Source organism: Leifsonia sp. C5G2 (genome assembly GCF_013359685.1).
Classification (GTDB): Bacteria; Actinomycetota; Actinomycetes; order Actinomycetales; family Microbacteriaceae; genus Leifsonia.
Map to the genome: position 1 here is coordinate 1 of NZ_JABFMV010000015.1, position 17,816 is coordinate 17,816.

18 protein-coding genes are annotated in these 17,816 nt (G+C 72.5%); 4 read left to right on the forward strand and 14 right to left on the reverse strand.

Annotated elements, in window-relative coordinates; genetic code table 11:
* Positions 1–227: 227 nt before the first annotated feature.
* From HNO83_RS16875 to HNO83_RS16885, 3 genes are read left to right on the forward strand one after another with little or no spacing between them, the layout of a single operon-like run.
* Positions 228–482, forward strand: a complete 255-nt coding sequence (locus HNO83_RS16875; protein WP_175338699.1) for a BatC protein — start codon at positions 228–230, stop codon at positions 480–482.
* Positions 482–1,888 (forward strand): cupin domain-containing protein, encoded by a 1,407-nt coding sequence (locus HNO83_RS16880; RefSeq protein ID WP_175338700.1) that lies wholly within the window; start codon positions 482–484, stop codon positions 1,886–1,888. Before HNO83_RS16875 ends, HNO83_RS16880 begins: the two co-directional genes overlap by 1 nt.
* A gap of 59 nt (positions 1,889–1,947) precedes the next feature.
* Positions 1,948–2,844, forward strand: a complete 897-nt coding sequence (locus HNO83_RS16885) for a ferredoxin family protein (RefSeq protein ID WP_349627269.1) — start codon at positions 1,948–1,950, stop codon at positions 2,842–2,844.
* Between the two features lie 39 nt (positions 2,845–2,883).
* Here the strand turns inward: HNO83_RS16885 and HNO83_RS16890 are convergent, their stop codons facing one another.
* The 11 genes from HNO83_RS16890 to HNO83_RS16940 form a co-directional block, all read right to left on the reverse strand.
* Positions 2,884–3,306, reverse strand: coding sequence for a VOC family protein (locus tag HNO83_RS16890; protein WP_175338701.1), 423 nt, complete (start codon positions 3,304–3,306; stop codon positions 2,884–2,886).
* Positions 3,307–3,401: 95 nt separating this feature from the next.
* Positions 3,402–3,809: a helix-turn-helix transcriptional regulator gene (locus tag HNO83_RS16895; RefSeq protein WP_175338702.1), complete on the reverse strand. Its 408-nt coding sequence runs from the start codon at positions 3,807–3,809 to the stop codon at positions 3,402–3,404.
* 88 nt (positions 3,810–3,897) lie between these two features.
* The gene (locus tag HNO83_RS16900; RefSeq protein WP_175338703.1) at positions 3,898–7,401 is read right to left on the reverse strand and encodes a TM0106 family RecB-like putative nuclease; all 3,504 of its coding nucleotides are present in this window, start codon (positions 7,399–7,401) and stop codon (positions 3,898–3,900) included.
* 144 nt (positions 7,402–7,545) lie between these two features.
* Complete coding sequence (locus HNO83_RS16905) at positions 7,546–8,112, reverse strand: HhH-GPD-type base excision DNA repair protein (RefSeq protein ID WP_175338704.1); 567 nt, start codon at positions 8,110–8,112, stop codon at positions 7,546–7,548.
* A gap of 4 nt (positions 8,113–8,116) precedes the next feature.
* Positions 8,117–8,335, reverse strand: coding sequence for an SCO4848 family membrane protein (locus HNO83_RS16910; RefSeq protein ID WP_175338705.1), 219 nt, complete (start codon positions 8,333–8,335; stop codon positions 8,117–8,119).
* A gap of 23 nt (positions 8,336–8,358) precedes the next feature.
* Entirely contained in the window at positions 8,359–9,231 is an 873-nt protein-coding gene (locus HNO83_RS16915; RefSeq protein WP_175338706.1) for an SseB family protein, read from the reverse strand.
* The gene (priA, locus tag HNO83_RS16920; RefSeq protein ID WP_175338707.1) at positions 9,215–9,961 is read right to left on the reverse strand and encodes a bifunctional 1-(5-phosphoribosyl)-5-((5-phosphoribosylamino)methylideneamino)imidazole-4-carboxamide isomerase/phosphoribosylanthranilate isomerase PriA; all 747 of its coding nucleotides are present in this window, start codon (positions 9,959–9,961) and stop codon (positions 9,215–9,217) included. The genes HNO83_RS16915 and priA overlap by 17 nt, the downstream gene beginning before the upstream one ends.
* 49 nt (positions 9,962–10,010) lie before the next feature.
* Entirely contained in the window at positions 10,011–10,652 is a 642-nt protein-coding gene (gene hisH / locus HNO83_RS16925; protein WP_175338708.1) for an imidazole glycerol phosphate synthase subunit HisH, read from the reverse strand.
* Complete coding sequence (gene hisB / locus HNO83_RS16930; protein WP_175338709.1) at positions 10,649–11,251, reverse strand: imidazoleglycerol-phosphate dehydratase HisB; 603 nt, start codon at positions 11,249–11,251, stop codon at positions 10,649–10,651. The genes hisH and hisB overlap by 4 nt, the downstream gene beginning before the upstream one ends.
* Entirely contained in the window at positions 11,248–12,393 is a 1,146-nt protein-coding gene (locus HNO83_RS16935; RefSeq protein ID WP_175338710.1) for a histidinol-phosphate transaminase, read from the reverse strand. Before HNO83_RS16935 ends, hisB begins: the two co-directional genes overlap by 4 nt.
* Positions 12,394–12,503: 110 nt before the next feature.
* Positions 12,504–12,887, reverse strand: coding sequence for a LysM peptidoglycan-binding domain-containing protein (locus HNO83_RS16940; protein ID WP_502708439.1), 384 nt, complete (start codon positions 12,885–12,887; stop codon positions 12,504–12,506).
* Between the two features lie 247 nt (positions 12,888–13,134).
* Between HNO83_RS16940 and lexA the strand changes: the two genes are divergently transcribed.
* Positions 13,135–13,815, forward strand: coding sequence for a transcriptional repressor LexA (gene lexA / locus HNO83_RS16945; protein ID WP_175338711.1), 681 nt, complete (start codon positions 13,135–13,137; stop codon positions 13,813–13,815).
* A 196-nt stretch (positions 13,816–14,011) separates the two neighbouring features.
* On the opposite strand, the gene HNO83_RS16950 is transcribed toward lexA, so the two are convergent.
* The 3 genes from HNO83_RS16950 to HNO83_RS16960 all read right to left on the reverse strand — a co-directional run bounded on the left by HNO83_RS16950 (position 14,012) and on the right by HNO83_RS16960 (position 17,774).
* The gene (locus tag HNO83_RS16950) at positions 14,012–14,362 is read right to left on the reverse strand and encodes a metallopeptidase family protein (RefSeq protein ID WP_175338712.1); all 351 of its coding nucleotides are present in this window, start codon (positions 14,360–14,362) and stop codon (positions 14,012–14,014) included.
* 83 nt (positions 14,363–14,445) lie between these two features.
* Positions 14,446–16,797 carry a 5-methyltetrahydropteroyltriglutamate--homocysteine S-methyltransferase gene (gene metE / locus HNO83_RS16955; RefSeq protein WP_175338713.1) on the reverse strand — a complete coding sequence of 784 codons (2,352 nt, stop codon included), beginning with the start codon at positions 16,795–16,797 and terminating at the stop codon, positions 14,446–14,448.
* Positions 16,794–17,774 carry a methylenetetrahydrofolate reductase gene (locus tag HNO83_RS16960; RefSeq protein ID WP_175338714.1) on the reverse strand — a complete coding sequence of 327 codons (981 nt, stop codon included), beginning with the start codon at positions 17,772–17,774 and terminating at the stop codon, positions 16,794–16,796. The genes metE and HNO83_RS16960 overlap by 4 nt, the downstream gene beginning before the upstream one ends.
* Between the last annotated feature and the right edge of the window lie 42 nt (positions 17,775–17,816).

Consider the following 17,816-nt stretch of genomic DNA (forward strand, 5'->3'; position numbering starts at 1 on the left):
GGCGGGCGGGGTGGCGTCGGACATGGCGGTGCCTCTCTCTTGTGAAGGGGGATGGTGCCGGCGGACGGTGTGGCGGCAGGAACAGCCTCCCCCGGGTCGCCGGAAGCGGCCAAAACGTCTTGCGAAATGTGACGGCCGACGTTCACCCGGCGGCTCTTACGACCGCGCTGGGCCGCGCGTAGTGTGAGCGTCACAGCGCGACCAGCGCGGTCAGGACGGGAGACGGAATGAGCGACATCGACGACGACGACATCAGCACCGAAGCGACCGGCGGCGGCGAGGGCCCGGCGGACGGCGGCGCCAACCCCGGCGGCCACGACGGCGGAGCCGACGGATCGGCCGCGGGCGAAGGCCCGGCCGACGGCGGCGCCAACCCCGGCGGCCACGACGGCGGAGCCGACGGATCGGCCGCGGGCGAAGGCCCGGCCGACGGCGGCGCCAACCCGGGCGGCCACGACGGCGGAGCCGACGGGTCCGCTTGATGGCGACGGACGGGCGCGGGCCGGGCGACCGGCCCGCGCTTTCGCGTTGCGTGCCTGTCGGCCGAGCGGAATTCGCCGCCGGCCACTGGGGGCGCCGCCCGCTGTTCACGCGAGCAGCGGATCTCGGTGAGGACTTCTCCGACCTGTTCAGCCTCGACGCGGTCGATGAGCTCGTGTCGTCGCGCGCACTGCGCACCCCGTTCGTCCGCATGGCGAAGGAGGGCACGGTGCTGCCGGCCGCCCGCTTCACCGGCCCGGGCGGCTTCGGCGCCGAGGTGGCCGACCAGCTCGACGCCGCGAAGGTGCTGGCCGAGTTCGCCGACGGCGCGACGCTCGTGCTGCAGGGCCTGCACCGCACCTGGCCGCCGATCGCGGAGTTCTCGCGCCGGCTGGCGGAGGAGCTGGGGCATCCGGCCCAGGTGAACGCGTACATCACCCCGGCGTCGTCCCGCGGTTTCGACCCGCACTACGACGTGCACGACGTGTTCGTGCTGCAGATCGCGGGCGAGAAGCACTGGCGCATCCACGAGCCGGTGCACGTGGACCCGCTCCGCGACCAGCCGTGGAGCGACCACCGCGCCGAGGTGGCCGCGCGGGTGCAGGAGCAGCCGACCATCGACGAGACGTTCCGCCCCGGCGACGCGCTGTACCTGCCGCGTGGCTGGATCCACTCGGCGGAGGCGCTGGGCGGGGTGTCCGTGCACCTCACGATCGGCGTGGCCGCCTACACGCGGCACGACGTGGTGCAGGAGGCCGTGGCGCGGGCCGCGGACACGGCCGAGCTCCGCGCGTCGCTCCCCCTGGGCTTCGACCCGGCGGACCCGTCCGCGGTCGCACCCGTCGTCGAACAGACGGTGGAGGCGCTCATCGCGGCCCTCGCCGACCCGTCGGCGCGGGAGGCGGTCGCGGCCGCTGTATCCGAGCGGCTGCGCCGCCGGCGGCGTTCGGACTCGCCGGCTGCACCCGTGCGCCCGCTCGCGACGATCGCCGCCGCCGACGGCATGGGTCCGGACACGGTGGTGGTCGTGCGGCCGGGGCTCGGCGCCGACGTGACGGTGGAGGTGGAGACGGTGACCGTGCGGCTCCCGACCAAGAAGGTCGCGCTGCCGATCGCCGCGCGCGCGGCCGTCGAGACGCTGCTGTCGGGACGGCCGGTCGCCGTCGGCGCCTTGCCGCTGGACGAGCGGTCCGCCGTGGTGGTCGCACGACGGCTGCTCCGCGAGGGGATCGTCGTGTCGGCGGACGGCAGAACCGGCCCGGGTGCGGTCGGCACGGAGGGCGACGCAGGCGCGGTCGGCCCGGCCGACGCGGGTGCGGGCGAGTTCGACCTCGCGGACGAGGCCGGCGTCTTGTCGGACGGCGAGCGCAGCGCCACCGCGGACTTCGGAACCGCGTCGGCGACGTGACCGGAGCACCGTCTGGCCCACCGTCGGGCGCACCGTCCAGCCCGGCGAGCGGCGCGGGTGTGGTGCCCGGGTGGCTGCCGTGCAGCGACCGGGCCCTGGAGCGCGGCGACCCGCTGGCCGGGACCGCCGGTTTCGGCGAGCGCTGGCTCCTGGTCGAGCTGGAGTCGGGGTGGGGGCGCCACGCGTTCTTCGACTCGGACCTCGATCCCGCGCTCGGCGCCCGGATCGTCGCCCGCGCCGAGGCGGCCGGCCTCCGCCCCCTCGCCATCCGGCGCACGCGGTTGCGCGCTCCGGAGCGGCGCGACCAGTCGTCCTGGCGCTGGGCGCTGGTCGACTCACGCCCGGGCCGCGAGGAGGTCCGCTGGGGGCGGGTCTCCGACCCGGCCGAGCTGCTGACCCTGCCGCTGGACGGGTCGGCGGGCGAGCGGAGCGACGCTCCGATCGTCGCCGTCTGCGCGCATGCCCGGCACGACCAGTGCTGTGCCGTGCGCGGGCGCCCGGTGGTCGAGGCGCTGGCCGCGCGGCATCCCGAGCTCACCTGGGAGTGCTCGCACCTCGGTGGGGACCGGTTCGCCGCGACGATGATCCTCTTCCCCCACGGACTGCTCTACGGTCGCGTGGACGCCGAGCGGGCCGAGACCGTCGTCGCCCGCTATGCGGAGCGCCGGGTCCTGCCCGACCTCCTCCGCGGACGGACGTCGCTGAGCACGGCCGCCCAGGCCGCCGAGGCCTCCGCGCGGACCTCCACCGGCGACGACAGGATCGACGCCTTCCGGGTGTTGTCGGAGCACCCGCACCCGCACGGCTGGACCGTCGAGCTCGAGCACGGCGACGAACGGCTGACGGTGGAGGTCGGAGAACGTCTCTCCGAGCCGCTGCTGAGCACGTGCGCGGCCACCATCGCTCACCCCGTGCGCGAGTTCGTCCCGGTCTCGGTCACGCGCGCCGGGCGCTGACCCGGCATCGCGCTGACCCGGCCTTGCACTGACCCGGGCTCAGGCGTTCTGCTCCGCGCGCGTGGACTGCAGGATGCGGACCATGTTGCCGGACGGATCGCGGAAGGCGCAGTCCCGCGGGCCCCACGGCTGGTCGATCGGCTCCTGGAGCACCTCCGCACCGGCGGCGCGCACGCGTTCGAAGGCGGCGTCGATGTCGTCGCTGCGGAAGACGATCGGGCTCATCGCGCCCTTCACGACGAGCTGCTGCAGCGCGTCGCCGTCGGCCTGCGACCGGCCCGCGTAGGCGTCGCTGAGGACGACGGCCGCGTCATCCGCGCCGGCGACGCCCAGCGTGACCCAGCGGTGGTCGCCGGAGGTGACGTCCTGGAGGACGTCGAGGCCGAGGGCGTCGCGGTAGAACGCGAGCGACTCCTCCGGGTCGAGGACGGTGATCTGCGAGTACTGGAGTGAAACGGTCATGAGTCGACTCTAGGAAGCCGGGACCGGGGGCGCTTCTCCAAAACTGCTTTCTGTGGAGAGCCGGGGGGATGCGCCGGCTGTGGACGGTCGGGCCGCTAGGACGCCCGGCTCCGGACCGGACGGGTGCGCTGTTTGGCGATGCAGTCCGGCATGGCACGCACCGCCTCGTGCTCGCGTGCCCGGTATTCGGTCGGTGTCATTCCGACGATCTCGCTGAACTTCGAACTGAACGAGCCGAGCGAGGTACAGCCGACCGCCATGCAGGCGTCGGTCACGCTCATCCCGCCGCGAAGGAGCGCCATCGCACGTTCGATCCGCCGCGTCATCAGGTAGCTGTACGGCGTCTCGCCGTACGCGGCGCGGAACTGCCGGGAGAAGTGGGCGGGCGACATGAAGGCGCGCGAGGCCATGGTCGGGACGTCGAGCGGCTTCGCGTAGTCGCGGTCGATCAGGTCCCGGGCCCGGCGCAGGTGCGCGAGCGTCTGCAGCTCCTCCGGTGACACGGCACGAGCGTAACATCGTGGCCGTCGCGAGCGTCAGCCCCGGCGTCGCGGCGCCACGAGCGTCCAGACCGAGCGTCGCGCCCGACGCTCACCCGACCGGAACCCCGGCGAGCCGGCCCGCGGGCTCGACCAGCCGGATGAAGCCGCTCAGCTCGCTCACCCCGGCCGGCGTGGTCGGGAGGAACTCGGTCAGCTCCGGCGAGTGGACCAGGTAGGCGGCCCACTTGGCGCGGGAGATGGCGACGTTGAGACGGTTCTTCATCAGCAGGAAGGACATGCCGCGCGGCACGTCCGCCGCCGACGAGGCGGCGAGGCTGACGATCGCGATGACGGCCTCCTGCCCTTGGAACTTGTCCACGGTGCCGACCCGGACGCCGCGGTAGCCCTCCGCGTCGAGCAGCGCGCGCACCTCGGCCAGTTGGGCGTTGTACGGCGTGACGACGATCACGTCGTCTTCGCCGAGGGGGTCGTCGTCGCGGTGCGAGGCCGGGTCGGTCCAGGAGCGCCCGAGCAGGTCGCGCACCAGAGCGACCACCGCCTCCGCCTCCTCGGGCGACGCGGTCGCGTTGCCGACGTGCAGGACGGGCACGGGATGCACTCCGGGCTCGACGCCGCCGAGCTCCCGTTCCGAAGCGCCGGCGTGTGCGCGCAGCTTGCCCTCGTACGACAGCTGAGAGACCGCGGAGGCGAGCGCCGGGTGCATGCGGCGCGTCTCCGCCAGGAAGTACCCGAACTCGGGCGGGAGAACGTCGTGCCCATCGCTGATCCAGCCCAGCGCCGAGCCGTCGACGGGTTCGGGATGACGCCCCTGGCTGACCTGCGGCAACTGCTGCGGGTCCCCGAGCAGCAGCAGGTTCTTCGCCGCGACGCCGACCGCGATGGTCGACGCGAGGGAGAACTGGCCCGCCTCGTCGACGACGAGCAGATCGAGGCTGCCGCGCGGAACACGTGCGGGGTTGGCGAAGTCCCACGCCGTTCCGCCGAGCACGAATCCACGGCCTTCGTTGACGCCCGCGAACTCCAGGTGCCCATTGGCGGGCAGCGGGGTGAACCGGTGCCCGACGGCGTCCGCCGACTCCGGATCGTCGGCGCGTGCTCCGCCGCTCGGCACCTTGCCGACCTGCTCGGGTGCGACTCCCGCCGAGACGACGCGGTCGAGCAGGTTCTCGACGACGGCGTGCGACTGCGCGACGACGCCGACCTTCCAGCCGTGCTCGGCGACGAGGCGCTCGATGACGTGGGCGCCCAGGTACGACTTGCCCGTGCCGGGAGGGCCCTGCACTGCGAGGTAGGAGCGGTCGAGGTCGAGGAGGCTGCTCACGACGGCCGCGGTCCGGTCGTCACCGGCCACCGGCGCCAGCGCCCCGGAGCGTGTGCGCGGCGGCGTCCGGCGCAGCAGATCGACCGTGGCATCCGTGGGCCACGTGTCGTGGTGACGCGCAATGAGCAGCGCCGTTCCCCACTCGCGGATCGCCTCGCCGAGGCGCCGCGAGTCGGGCGGTGCGGCCGGTGTGAGCGCGCTCGGCAGGTCGCGGTACGGCGGCACCTCGGGCGGAAGCGTCTCGCGCACGACGATGGACCCCTCGTCGAGCGCTTCGATGATCGACACGGTGCGCGCGGCCCGGGCACCCGGCTGGGCGCGCGGCTGCCGGAACGGCCCCGGGTACTCGTAGAGCAGGTATGGACCGCTTCGCTCACTCACCCGCACCGAGCTCCCCGCACCCCACGCGCCCGTCAGCAGCAACTCGCGCCGCTCCACCCGCTGACCCTCGTCGAGGTACCAGTCGCGGAGCACGACGGCCTGCTCCACCACCAGGACATCGCGGCTCTCGCCCCACTCCTCGATCGGCTGGATGAGACGAGCGAAGTGCGACTGCCAGAAGCTCTTCTGCTCGCGCCGGTGGAAGTCGATGGCCGCGGCCGCCAGCGCCATGGCCTCCCGGTCGCTGCTGCGGTGCGGATCGAGCGGGTCCCCCGCGAACGCCAGAAGCCCTGCCCGGAGCGGAGACTCGTCGGGAGCGACGTCGCTCTCCTCCACCGGGCTCGCGCCGATCGGGATGCCGTTCTCGGCCGCCCGCGCCAGAAGCCAGTCGCGCAGCCGGAGCGTCGATACGCAGTCGTAGCGGTTGTAGTCGCCGATGTCGTCGAGCAGCGGCTGAGCCTCATCGTCGCGGCCGAGCGCGATCAGGTCGCGCGCGTTCGCGTACTCGGTGATCGAGTCGGCGCCGTTCGTGACCTCGCTCTCCCGCAGCTGGTCGCCCATGTACAGCGGCTCGAGCTTCTTGATCGAGTACGACCGCGAGCCGACCCGCACAGCCTTGCGCACCAGCGGGTAGAGGTCGACCATGACGCTGTCGCGCAGCAGGCCGTCGACCTCCTCCTCGCCCACGCCGTGGCGGGCGGCGAGCGAGAGCAGGTGCGTCTGCTCGTAGGCCGCGTAGTGATAGATGTGCATGCCGGGATACGCGGCACGCCGGTCGCGCACGAAGGCGAGGAACGCCTCCAGCGCCACCCGCTCCGCCGCGAAGTCGTGCGCCCAGAACGCGGTGAAGTTCTCCTCTTGATCGACCAGGCCGAACAGGTAGTCGAGATTCCAGCGCTCCCCAGCGCCTTCCGTGTAGAGCGGGTCGCCCTCGAAGTCGAAGAAGATGTCGCCGGGATCGGGCTGCGGCAGCACGGCGAGCACCGGCGCATTGAACACGCGCACGGGCGGTGGGCTGCCGGGGACGGCCTCCAGCTGCAGCCGCGCCTGCTCGCGCAGGCTTTCCAGCGTGCCCTCGGGGATGCCGTCGACCGGCCCGGTCGACGCGGCGAGCGCGTCGATCGTGCCGAGCCCCGCCGCGATCAGGTGCTCCCGCTGGGTGACCCGCATCCCGGCGACGAGCAGCACGTCGCGCGAAGCCTGCACCTCGGCGTCGCACGTGTCGCACCGGCCGTCGACCGTGAAACGGAGGTCGCCCCACGCGACCGGCCCGTCGTCGGCGACGTGCTCGTGGATGATGGACAGCAGGCGCGCGCGCCGCTTGCGATACACCGGCTCGATGTCGGAGAGGTGGTGCTCGCTCACCGACCCGTCGCCCAGCAGGAGCTCGACCGTGTCGTCGACGTCGACCCCCATCCGCCGCAGCTGCTCGGCGTAGGCCGCCAGCTGCAGGAGGGCGGTCACGCGCGCGCTGCGGGCGAGCTTGGAGTCTTGCACCCGATAGCGCCCGTCCGGCAGCCGGACCACGAAGTCGGCGAAGCCGACGAACGACCCGTCGAAGAATGTCGCCTGGAAGACGACCTCCGCGCCGCGCTCGAAGGCCTCCGACGTGCGGCGCACGGCCTCGGCGAGACTCTCGGCGGTGAGCTGCGGCGGCCGCTCGATCTCGGCGACACCGGCACCGAAGCGCTCCCGGTAGCGCTCCAGGATGCGATGCTCGTGCTCGTCGCCCATGCGGGACGACCGCACGTACATCGGGTCCTCGATCTCCTCGGTCTTCTCGAGGCGGCCCAGCTTCACATCCAGCGTTCGCAGAAAGGCGAACTCGCACTTCGACGCCTCGGTGAGGTCGCTGGCGCTCGTGACGATGACACCGTCGAGCAGGAACACGGCGACCTCCCTTCCGGCGCGGATGCCCGGGCCGTCAGGCGGCCCCGGCGACCACCTGCTCCAGCAGACTATCGGCGACCTCCGACACGGAACCGTTGTCCACAGAAACCCGTCGGCGGACCAGGAATCGGCCCGCCTGTGAAGTCATTTCGCCTTCGCGGCCGCTTTCATCGCGCGCTTGTGCTCCCGCACCTTGGCCAGCGAGTCGGCGTCCACGATGTCCGCGACCGAGCGGTACCCGTCGGTGCCGTAGTCCCCCGCGGCCTGCTGCCATCCGGCCGCCTGCAGACCCTTGCGCTTGCCGAGCAGCGCCAGGAAGATCTTCGCCTTCTGCTCGCCGAACCCCGGCAGCGCCTTCAGCCGGCGCAGCACCTCGGCGCCGTCCGGGTCGCCCTCGGTCCAGATCGCCGCCGTTTCGCCGCCCCAGTCCGACACGATCGCCGCCGCCAGCGCCTGGACGCGCGTCGCCATCGAGCCCGGGTAGCGATGGACGGCCGGCGTCTGCTTCATCGCCTCGACGAGCTTCTCCGGGTCGACCGCCGCGATGCTCGCAGGGTCCAGTGCCCCGAGCCGGTCGCGCAGCTTGGCCGGCCCCGCGAACGCCGTCTCCATCGGCACCTGCTGGTCGAGCAGCATCCCGGTCAGCAGGGCGAACGGCGACTGGTCGAGCAGGGCGTCCGCCTCGGCGTCGCCGGTGATGTTGAGAGCCATGCGTTCAGCCTGCCACCAGCAGGAGCACGCCCGCCACCGCCGACACCAGGGCGAGCAGCAGCGCCACCCCGAGCAGCACCGCGTGCACGACGAGGAACGGGGTCGCGCGGCCGGCGGCATCCCGCGCCCGCGCGTCCTTCCGGACCCGGGTGAAGAACCGCGGCCAGGCGAAGACGTTGAAGAGGGCGTTCAGGAACAGCACGATGGCGACGAAGACGGTCATGGTCCCTCCAGCCTAGGCGGGCGTCAATCGCCCGAGGAGACGAGCTGCACGCGGAGCGAGTCGACGCGCGTCGCGATCACGTCGTCCGCCGCCCAGCGCTGGGCGAGGCGCGACAGGATGGCGTCGAGCTCCTCGCGGGTGAGTCCGGCCGCGAGCGCCAGCCTGACGACGAGCTCCTCCCCCGCCAGGCGGCTCGCCGGATCGCCCGCCACGAGCGTCACGTCGTGCACGCCGAGCTCCGGACCGATGGAGGCGCGGAACGCGGCGAGGACGTCGGGGTCGCGGTCGCTGGGGAGCCAGGGCGTGCCCTGCGCGATCGCCCACACCGTGGGCCGGCGCACCACGAACTCCGTCTCCGAGGTCGGGTCGAGCACGATCAGCTCGGTGCCCTCGGAGGCCGCCGCGAGCGCTGCACGCCGTCCGTCGACGGGCACCGGCCTCGCCTGCGGGTTCCAGGCCTGCAGCGCCGTGACCGAGGAGAACACCGGCTGCACGGCGCGGCCGTCGGGACCGGCGACCGTCACGATCGACAGCTCCTGCGTCTTGTCGACGAGCATCCCGGCCGCGTTCTCGCCCTCCTCCCCGAGCTCCGCGACGAGCGGGACGAGCAGGCGCGCCTCGCGCAGCGCATCCACCACGGCCTCCGGACCGGCCTCGCCCGCGCGGAATGCGGCGAGGGCACCGAGCAGCGCGGGCGAGGCCGAGCCGTCGTCGTCGCCGAACGGGTTGTCGTCGAAGTGCCGTCCCTCCCACGGCTGGCCGGCCGAGTCGGCCGGGGCGCCCGCGGCGAGGGAGGCGGCGAAGCCCGCCAGCCGGGCCGCGCCCTCGTCGGTGGGCCGGGAAGCGGCGTCTGAGCGTCCCTCGGCAGGATCGCCGGCGTCAGCGTCCCGCGACATCCAGCGCCTCGGGCAGGGTGAACGCTCCGGCGTAGAGCGCCTTGCCGACGATCGCACCCTCGAGCCCCAGCGGCACCAACTCGCGGAGGGCGGCGATGTCGTCGAGGTTCGAGATGCCGCCGGAGGCGACGACGGGACGCTCGGTGCGCTCCAGCACCTGGCGCAGCAGGTCGAGGTTCGGGCCCTTCAGGGTGCCGTCCTTGGTGACGTCGGTGACGACGTAGCGTGCGCAGCCCGCGTCCTCGAGACGGTCGAGCACCTCCCACAGGTCGCCGCCCTCGCGGGTCCAGCCGCGGGCCGCGAGCGTGGTGCCGCGCACATCCAGGCCGACCGCGACCGCTTCGCCGAAGGCGCTGATCGCGCTGGCCGCCCACTCCGGGTTCTCCAGCGCCGCCGTGCCGAGGTTCACGCGGGTCGCGCCGGCGTCGAGCGCCTGCTTCAGCGACGCGTCGTCGCGGATGCCGCCGGACAGCTCGATGCTGACACCGTGCACCTCGCGGATGACGCGCTTCAGCAGCGACCGGTTCTCGCCCCGGCCGAACGCGGCGTCGAGGTCGACCAGGTGGATCCACTCGGCGCCCGACTCCGCCCACTCGGCCGCGGCGTCCACCGGGTCGCCGTAGCTCGTCTCACTGCCGGCCTCGCCCTGGGTGAGGCGCACCGCCTTGCCGTCGGCCACATCCACCGCGGGGAGGAGGACGAGCCGGGGCGTGCTGATGAAGTCGGTCATGTGTTTCCTCGTGTCGGTCCGCTCGGGCGGACGGGTGGCGCGGAGTCCGCTAGAGCGAGCGGACCCAGTTGCGGAGCAGCTGGATGCCGGCGCGGCCGGACTTCTCCGGGTGGAACTGGGTGGCGCTGAGCGGGCCGTTCTCGACGGCGGCCACGAACGGACCGCCGTGGTCGGCCCAGGTGACCTTCGGCTTCGGGAAGGGGCCCTCGGGCTCCAGCATCCACTCCTGGGCCGCGTACGAGTGGACGAAGTAGAAGCGCTCGTCCTGCAGGCCGGCGAAGAGCGTCGAGTCCTCCGGCGCGCGGACCGTGTTCCAGCCCATGTGCGGCACGACGTCGGCCCGGATCAGGTCGACCGTGCCCGGCCACTCGCCGAGGCCCTCGGTCTCCACACCGTGCTCGACGCCGCGCTCGAACATGACCTGCATGCCGACGCAGATGCCGAGCACCGGACGTGCGCCCGCCAGGCGCCGGTCGACGACCTCGTCGCCGTGCGAGGCGCGGAGCGCGTCCACCACCGCGGTGAAGGCGCCGACTCCGGGCACGAGCAGGCCGTCGGCCTCGAGCGCGCGCGCCCGGTTGCCGGTCAGCTCGACGTTCGCGCCCGCGGCCTCCAGCGCCTTGACGGCCGAGTGGACGTTGCCGGTGCCGTAGTCGAAGACGACGACGTCGGGCGTGCGCCCGCCGGTCACAGCGCTCCCTTGGTGGAGGGGATGCCGGTGATCAGCGGATCGAGCGCCTTGGCCTGGCGGAACGCGCGGGCGAACGCCTTGAACTCGGCCTCGGCGATGTGGTGCGGGTCGCGGCCGCCGACGACGGTGATGTGCGTCGTGATGCGCGCGTTGAATGTGATCGCCTCGAAGACGTGGCGCACCATCGACCCGGTGAAGTGACCGCCGATGAGGTGCAGCTCGAAGCCGGCGGGCTCGCCGGTGTGCACGAGGTACGGGCGGCCCGAGATGTCGACGACCGCCTGCACGAGCGCCTCGTCGAGCGGCACGAGGGCGTCGCCGTACCGCGAGATGCCCGCCTTGTCGCCGAGTGCTTTGCGGATGGCCTGGCCGAGGACGATCCCGACGTCTTCCACCGTGTGGTGCACGTCGATGTCGGTGTCGCCGGTCGCGCGGATCACCAGATCGGTGAGCGAGTGCTTGGCGAACGCGGTGAGCAGATGGTCGTAGAAGGGAACGCTCGTCCGGATGTCGGACGTGCCGGTGCCGTCGAGATCGAGGCTCAGCTCGATGCTCGACTCGCTCGTCTCCCGCGTGACCGTGGCGGCGCGATTCGTCATGCGTCCGAGTCTACCGGGGCGTCCTGGTCGCGCCCGGGCGCCTGCTCGTCGTCCGCCGCCCGCCCGGGCCGGCCGAGGGCGGCCAGGGCCTCGAGGAACGCCGTCGTCTCGGCCTCGGTCCCCGCGGTGACGCGCAGGTGGTGCGGGATGCCGACATCCCGGATCAGGATGCCGCGCTCGGCGAGCGCCTCGAACGTCGCGTGCGGGTCTTCCACCCCGCCGAAGAGCACGAAGTTGCTGCCGCTGCGGTGCGGTGTGTAGCCGAGCCGGCCGAGCTCGGAGACGAGCCGGTCGCGCTGTCCGCGGATCTGACCCACCGTGGCGAGCATCTCGTCGGAGTGCGCGAGGGCTCCGAGCGCCGCCGCCTGCGTGAGCGCCGACAGGTGGTACGGCAGGCGCACGAGCCGCAGAGCGTCGTTGACGGCCGGGTCGGCGGCCAGGTAGCCGACGCGTGCGCCGGCGAAGGCGAACGCCTTGCTCATGGTGCGTGAGATGAGCAGCCGTGGGCGGCCGGACAGCAGGGTGAGGGCGGACGGCTCTCCGTCCGGCATGAACTCCGCGTACGCCTCGTCGACGACGACGATCCCGCGCGCCGCCTCGTAGGCCGCCTCGACCGTCGCGATCGGGAGCGGAGTGCCGGTGGGGTTGTTGGGCGAGCAGAGGATGACGATGTCCGGGTCGTGGCGCCGGATCTGCTCCGCCGCGGTCTCGGGCGTCAGCTCGTAGTCGGCGTCGCGCGTCCCGGCGATGTACGCGGTGCCGGTGCCGGACGCCAGCAGCGGGTACATGGAGTAGGTGGGCGCGAACCCGAGGAGCGTGCGCCCCGGTCCGCCGAACGCCTGCAGGATGTGCTGCAGCACCTCGTTGGAGCCGTTCGCCGCCCAGATCTGGTCGGCCGTGAGCCCGTGCCCGAGGTAGCGAGCGAACGCCTCGCGCAGCTCGGTGAACTCCCGGTCCGGGTAGCGGTTGACCCCGCCGACCGCCGCCGCGACGCGCGCGACGATGTCGGCCGCCACGTCCTCCGGCACGGGATGCGTGTTCTCGTTCACGTTCAGCGCGACGGGCACGGGGCGCTGCGGCGCACCGTACGGGGAACGACCGCGAAGGTCGTCACGGATCGGCAGTTCGGAAAGGGAGGTCACCCTCCAATCGTAGTCAGCCGCCCGCACGGGGTTTCCCTGCGTGACATGCCCCGCATGGGCCCTTCCGGCTCGGCGCGGCCTGCCCGGCGGTGACCGCCGACCCGCCTCCGTCAGTGTGCGTACTTCGACGGCACCGCGAGCTGCTGGCCGGGCGACACCACCGCGGACTCGAGCCCGTTCAGCGACACGATGTCGGCGATCACGTCGCGCGGATCGGCGTTGGGCGCCACGCGCTCGGCCACCGACCACAGCGAGTCGCCGGATTCGACGGTCACGTACTGGAAGCTCACGTGCGACTGCTCGCCCGAGGCCAGAGCGCCTCCGCCGTTCAATGCGACGACCAGCGCGCCGATCACCAGGGGCAGGGCGACGATCGCGGAGAGCACCGCGCGCCCGCGGCGCGTGAGGCGGAGCCGGACGCGCGCGCCCTCGGGCAGCGGCGGGACCGCGCGAAGCGTGGTGGGAACCGACTCGCTCATCAGTGCTGCACTCATGGCCGTGACCTCCTCAGACTCGCGGGTGCGAAACTGTGTTCCGAATGTATCTTCGAATGTCGAAAACCGCAAGGTGCTGTCGTGCACGGAATTCTGCGACGAAGTTCGCGACACACTCGAACACATGTTTGTCTTCCCCTTCGGACGCGGATACAGTTTCGACTGTCTGAGGACATCAGATCAGGTACCACCGACATTCCTGCCGGGGAGCATCCCCGAAGGACGCCGACGCCAGGAGAGGACGACCGTGTCGAACGAGAACCAGGCCCGCGGAGGCACCCGCCGCCGCAAGAACCTGAGCGACAAGCAGCTGGCGATCCTCGACGTCATCCAGCGATCGGTCAACCAGCGCGGCTATCCGCCGAGCATGCGCGAGATCGGCGACGCGGTGGGGCTCTCCTCCCTCTCCTCCGTCACCCACCAGCTCAATCAGCTCGAGCTGAGCGGCTACCTGCGCCGCGACCCGAACCGGCCGCGCGCGCTGGAGATCCTGATCGACCTGCCCACAAGCTCCGGTGAGACTCCCGACTACGAGAACCAGACGCCGGTCGGCGACGCCGCCATGGTGCCGCTGGTCGGCCGCATCGCGGCCGGCATCCCGATCACGGCGGAGCAGCAGGTCGACGAGGTCTTCCCGCTCCCTCGGCAGCTGGTCGGCAACGGCGAGCTCTTCATGCTGAAGGTCGTCGGCGAGTCCATGATCGACGCGGCCATCTGCGACGGCGACTGGGTGGTCATCCGCGCGCAGAACACGGCGGAGAACGGCGACATCGTCGCGGCGATGCTCGACGAGGAGGCGACCGTCAAGGTCTTCCGGCAGCGCGACGGCCACACCTGGCTGCTGCCGCGAAATTCGAACTTCGAGCCGATCCTCGGCGACTTCGCCCAGGTGCTCGGCAAGGTCGTCGCGGTCCTCCGCGCCGTCTGACCCCGCCGCATCCCGCCGAGTGGTGACAAGACGTCACCACTCGCGCCGGATAAGCGCGACGACTCACGCCTCGACGAGACGGGACGAGACGAGACGAGACGGGACGGGACGAGACGGGACGGGACGGGACGGGACGGGACGAGACGAGACGGGACGGGACGGGACGGGACGGGACGGGACGGCGGGACGGGACGGGTCAGGCCCAGCCGAGCTCCTGGAGGCGGGCGTCGGAGAGGCCGAAGTAGTGGCCGATCTCGTGCACGAGGGTCACCCGCACCCGGGCGCGCAGCTCGTCCTCGGTCGAGGCCGACGCCTCCAGGTTGTTGCGGAACAGCGTGATCCGGTCCGGCAGCTCCCCGAAGCCGTACACCGACCGCCGGGTCAGCGGCCGTCCGCTGTACAGCCCGAAGAGCCGCGGCCGCGCGCCGGGCGGCTGGTCCTCGATCAGGATGGCGACGTTCTCCAGCGGACCCACCATGTCGTCCGGGAGGGCGTCGAAGATGTCGCCGACCATCCGCTCGAACTCGTCGTCCGCCATCCGCACCATGCGCTCATCCTGACGCACACGACGACGCCCCGGGAGCCTGTCCGCGGAGAGCGGACGAGCGGCCCCCCGGGGCGTCGCGGGTGTCAGGCGGAGACCGACGATCGCTCGCGCACCGCGCGCGTGGCCTCGATGATGTTCCGCAGCGACGCCACCGTCTCGTCGTAGCCGCGGGTCTTCAGACCGCAGTCCGGGTTCACCCAGAGCTGGCGCCCGGGGATGGCGTCGAGCGCCGTCTCCAGCAGCTCGGTCACCTCGGCGACCGACGGGACGCGCGGCGAGTGGATGTCGTACACGCCCGGCCCGATGCCGTGCTCGAACCCGGAGCGCTGGATGTCGTGCACGACCTCCATCCGGCTGCGCGCGGCCTCGATGCTGGTCACGTCCGCATCCAGGTTCCGGATCGCGTCGATGACCACGCCGAACTCCGAGTAGCAGAGGTGGGTGTGGATCTGCGTGCGGTCGCCTGCTCCCGAGGTCGCGAGCCGGAACGACCCGACCGACCACTCGAGGTAGTCGGCCTGCGCGGCCTTCTTCAGCGGCAGCAGCTCGCGCAGCGCGGGCTCGTCGACCTGCACGACGCGGATGCCGGCCTCCTCCAGGTCGGCGATCTCGTCGCGCAGGGCGAGGGCCACCTGCCGCGCGGTCTCGCCGAGCGGCTGGTCGTCGCGCACGAACGACCAGGCGAGGATGGTGACCGGGCCGGTGAGCATGCCCTTGACCGGCTTGTCGGTGAGGCTCTGCGTGTACGCCGACCAGTCGACCGTGATCGGGGCCGGGCGGGACACGTCGCCCCAGAGGATCGACGGGCGGGTACAGCGGGAGCCGTACGACTGCACCCAGCCGTTGACGGTGACCGCGAAGCCGTCGAGGTTCTCCGCGAAGTACTGCACCATGTCGTTGCGCTCCGGCTCGCCGTGCACGATCACGTCGATGCCGATCTCCTCCTGCAGGTCGACGACGCGCTTGATCTCGTCGCGCATCCGGCCCAGGTACTCGGCCTCGGTGATGAGCCCCTTCGCGAGCTGGGCGCGCGAGCGGCGGATGTCGGCGGTCTGCGGGAACGACCCGATCGTCGTCGTCGGCAGGAACGGCAGCCCCAGGGCCTCGTCCTGGGCGGCGAGCCGGGTGGCGTAGTCGCCGCGGCGGAAGTCGGCCTCGGTCAGCGCGGCCTCGCGCTCGCGCACCGCGGGCACGCGGACCCCGGGCGCCGATGCGCGGTCGGCGAGCGCCGCGGTCGCCGCGGTCAGCTCCTGCTGGATCGCCTCGTGGCCGTCGACCAGGCCGCGCGCGAGCACGGCCACCTGCGCGACCTTCTGATCGGCGAACGCCAGCCAGGTTTTCAGGCGCGCGTCGAGCTCCGGCTCGTCGTCGACGTCGTGCGGCACGTGCAGCAGCGACGTGGAGGTGGACACCGCCACATCCGGGCTGAGCGACAGGAGCTCGGTCAGCGTCCCGAACGCCGCCTCGAGGTCGCCGCGCCAGATGTTGTGGCCGTCGATCACGCCGCCGACGAGGGTCTTCCCGGCGAGCGCGGACGCGGTCGCCGGGTCCAGCCCGGTCGGAAGGGAGCCGCGCACCAGGTCGAGCGAGAGCGCCTCGACCGGGGTGGAGGCGAGCGCCGGCAGGGCGTCGTCGAGGCTGCCGTACGGGGCGGCCACGAAGAGGGCGGGACGGTCGGCGGCGCCGCCGAGCTCGGCGTACGCCGTGCGCGTGGCGGCGAGCACTGCCTCCCGCTCCTCGTCGATGCTCTCGCTCACGAGGGCCGGCTCGTCGAGCTGGACCCACGGCGCGCCCGCCGCGGCCAGGCGGGCGAGCAGCTCCCGGTACACCGGCAGCAGGTCTCCGAGCCGGGACAGCGGACGGAAGCCCTCGGGCGCCTCGTCGCTCGGCTTGCTGAGCAGCAGGAACGTCACCGGGCCGACGACGACCGGGCGGGTCACGAAGCCGGCGGCGCGCGCCTCCTCGAACTCGCGGACGATGCGGTCCGACGCCAGCCGGAACGCGGTCTCCGGGCCGATCTCGGGCACGAGATAGTGGTAGTTGGAATCGAACCACTTGGTCATCTCCAGAGGCGGGTTCTCCCCCTCGCCGCGGGCGATCGTGAAGTAGCCGGCCAGGTCGATCGAGCCGTCGGCGGCACTCAGCGCGGCGAAGCGCGACGGGATGGCGCCGACCGTGACCGCCGCATCCAGCACCTGGTCGTAGAAGCTGAAGCTCTCCGGGATGGCGGCGTCGGTGCGCCCCAGCCCGAGCGCGGCGAGCCGCTCCCGGGTCGCGGCGCGGAGCCCGGCCGCGGTGGACTCCACCTCGTCGGCGGTGATGCTGCCGGCCCAGAACGCCTCGACGGCCTTCTTGAGCTCGCGGCGGCGGCCGATGCGCGGGTAGCCGATGATCGTGCCGGCCGGGAAGGCGGGACGTGCGGTGGTGTCGGTCATGCTGTTTCCTTTTCGGTGGCCGGTTTCTTCGGGGTGTGGGTGTGCTCGGCGCCGCCCTCGGGGAGGACGCCGATGCGGTCCAGCATGGAGAGGACGGCCTCATGCTGGTTGAACGTGTAGAGATGGAGGCCCGGGGCGCCGCCGTCGAGCAGGCGCCGGCCGAGACGCGCCGCCCAGTCGATGCCGATCTCGCGCCGACCCTCGTCGGTCGGCTCGACCTCCAGCTCGATCGCGAGGTCGCTCGGCAGGTCCTCGCCGCTCAGCTCCAGCATCCGCTTCAGGCGGGCGGGGCTCGTCACCGGCATGATGCCGGGCAGGATCGGGAACGTCACCCCGGCCTCCGCCGCGCGCTGCGCGAAGTGCAGGTAGTCCTCGGCGTGGAAGAACAGCTGCGTGATGCCCAGATTGGCGCCGGCCGCCTGCTTGGCGAGCAGGGCGTCGATGTCCTGCGAGATCGAATGGGACGACGGGTGGCCGTTCGGGAACGCGGCGACCGCGATCTGCACGTGCTCGCGATGCTGCAGCACCGCCTGCGCCGGGAGGCCCGGGACGGACAGTTCGCCGTACGGCGCGCGCTCGGCCTGCACCCGGTGGATGAGCTGCACCAGCTCGGCGGTCGTGCGGATGTCGCCGATGCCGTCCTCCCCCGCGGGCAGGTCCGCGGGAGGGTCGCCGCGCACGGCGAGGAAGCGGCGGATCCCGGCGTCCAGGAACTCTCGGATCAGCCGATGCGCCTCCTCGTGCGACGAGCCGACGCAGGTGAGGTGCGCCATCGCGCTCACGTCGGTGCGCTCGATGATGTAGCGCAGCACGTCGAGGGAGGCCGTGCGCGAGGAGCCGCCGGCGCCATAGGTCACCGAGATGAAGTCCGGGTGCACGGCCGCGAGCCGGTCGATGGTCGCCGGCAGCGCGGCGGCGGCCCGCTCGGTGCGCGGCGGGTACAGCTCGAACGAGTACCGGGCGTCGGTACAGCTCATGGTGGAACCTCGGATGGTCGGACAGCGGCACGGGATGTCCCC

Coding starts and splice junctions, on each gene's coding strand:
- priA (WP_175338707.1), bottom strand. CDS start 9,961: ATGACCGACTTCATCAGCACGCCCCGGCTCGTCCTCCTCCCCGCGGTG.
- HNO83_RS16910 (WP_175338705.1), bottom strand. CDS start 8,335: ATGACCGTCTTCGTCGCCATCGTGCTGTTCCTGAACGCCCTCTTCAAC.
- HNO83_RS16905 (WP_175338704.1), bottom strand. CDS start 8,112: ATGGCTCTCAACATCACCGGCGACGCCGAGGCGGACGCCCTGCTCGAC.
- HNO83_RS16940 (WP_502708439.1), bottom strand. CDS start 12,887: ATGAGTGCAGCACTGATGAGCGAGTCGGTTCCCACCACGCTTCGCGCG.
- metE (WP_175338713.1), bottom strand. CDS start 16,797: ATGACCGACACCACCGCACGTCCCGCCTTCCCGGCCGGCACGATCATC.
- HNO83_RS16880 (WP_175338700.1), top strand. CDS start 482: ATGGCGACGGACGGGCGCGGGCCGGGCGACCGGCCCGCGCTTTCGCGT.
- HNO83_RS16875 (WP_175338699.1), top strand. CDS start 228: ATGAGCGACATCGACGACGACGACATCAGCACCGAAGCGACCGGCGGC.
- HNO83_RS16960 (WP_175338714.1), bottom strand. CDS start 17,774: ATGAGCTGTACCGACGCCCGGTACTCGTTCGAGCTGTACCCGCCGCGC.
- hisB (WP_175338709.1), bottom strand. CDS start 11,251: ATGACGAATCGCGCCGCCACGGTCACGCGGGAGACGAGCGAGTCGAGC.
- HNO83_RS16915 (WP_175338706.1), bottom strand. CDS start 9,231: ATGTCGCGGGACGCTGACGCCGGCGATCCTGCCGAGGGACGCTCAGAC.
- HNO83_RS16890 (WP_175338701.1), bottom strand. CDS start 3,306: ATGACCGTTTCACTCCAGTACTCGCAGATCACCGTCCTCGACCCGGAG.
- HNO83_RS16950 (WP_175338712.1), bottom strand. CDS start 14,362: ATGGTGCGGATGGCGGACGACGAGTTCGAGCGGATGGTCGGCGACATC.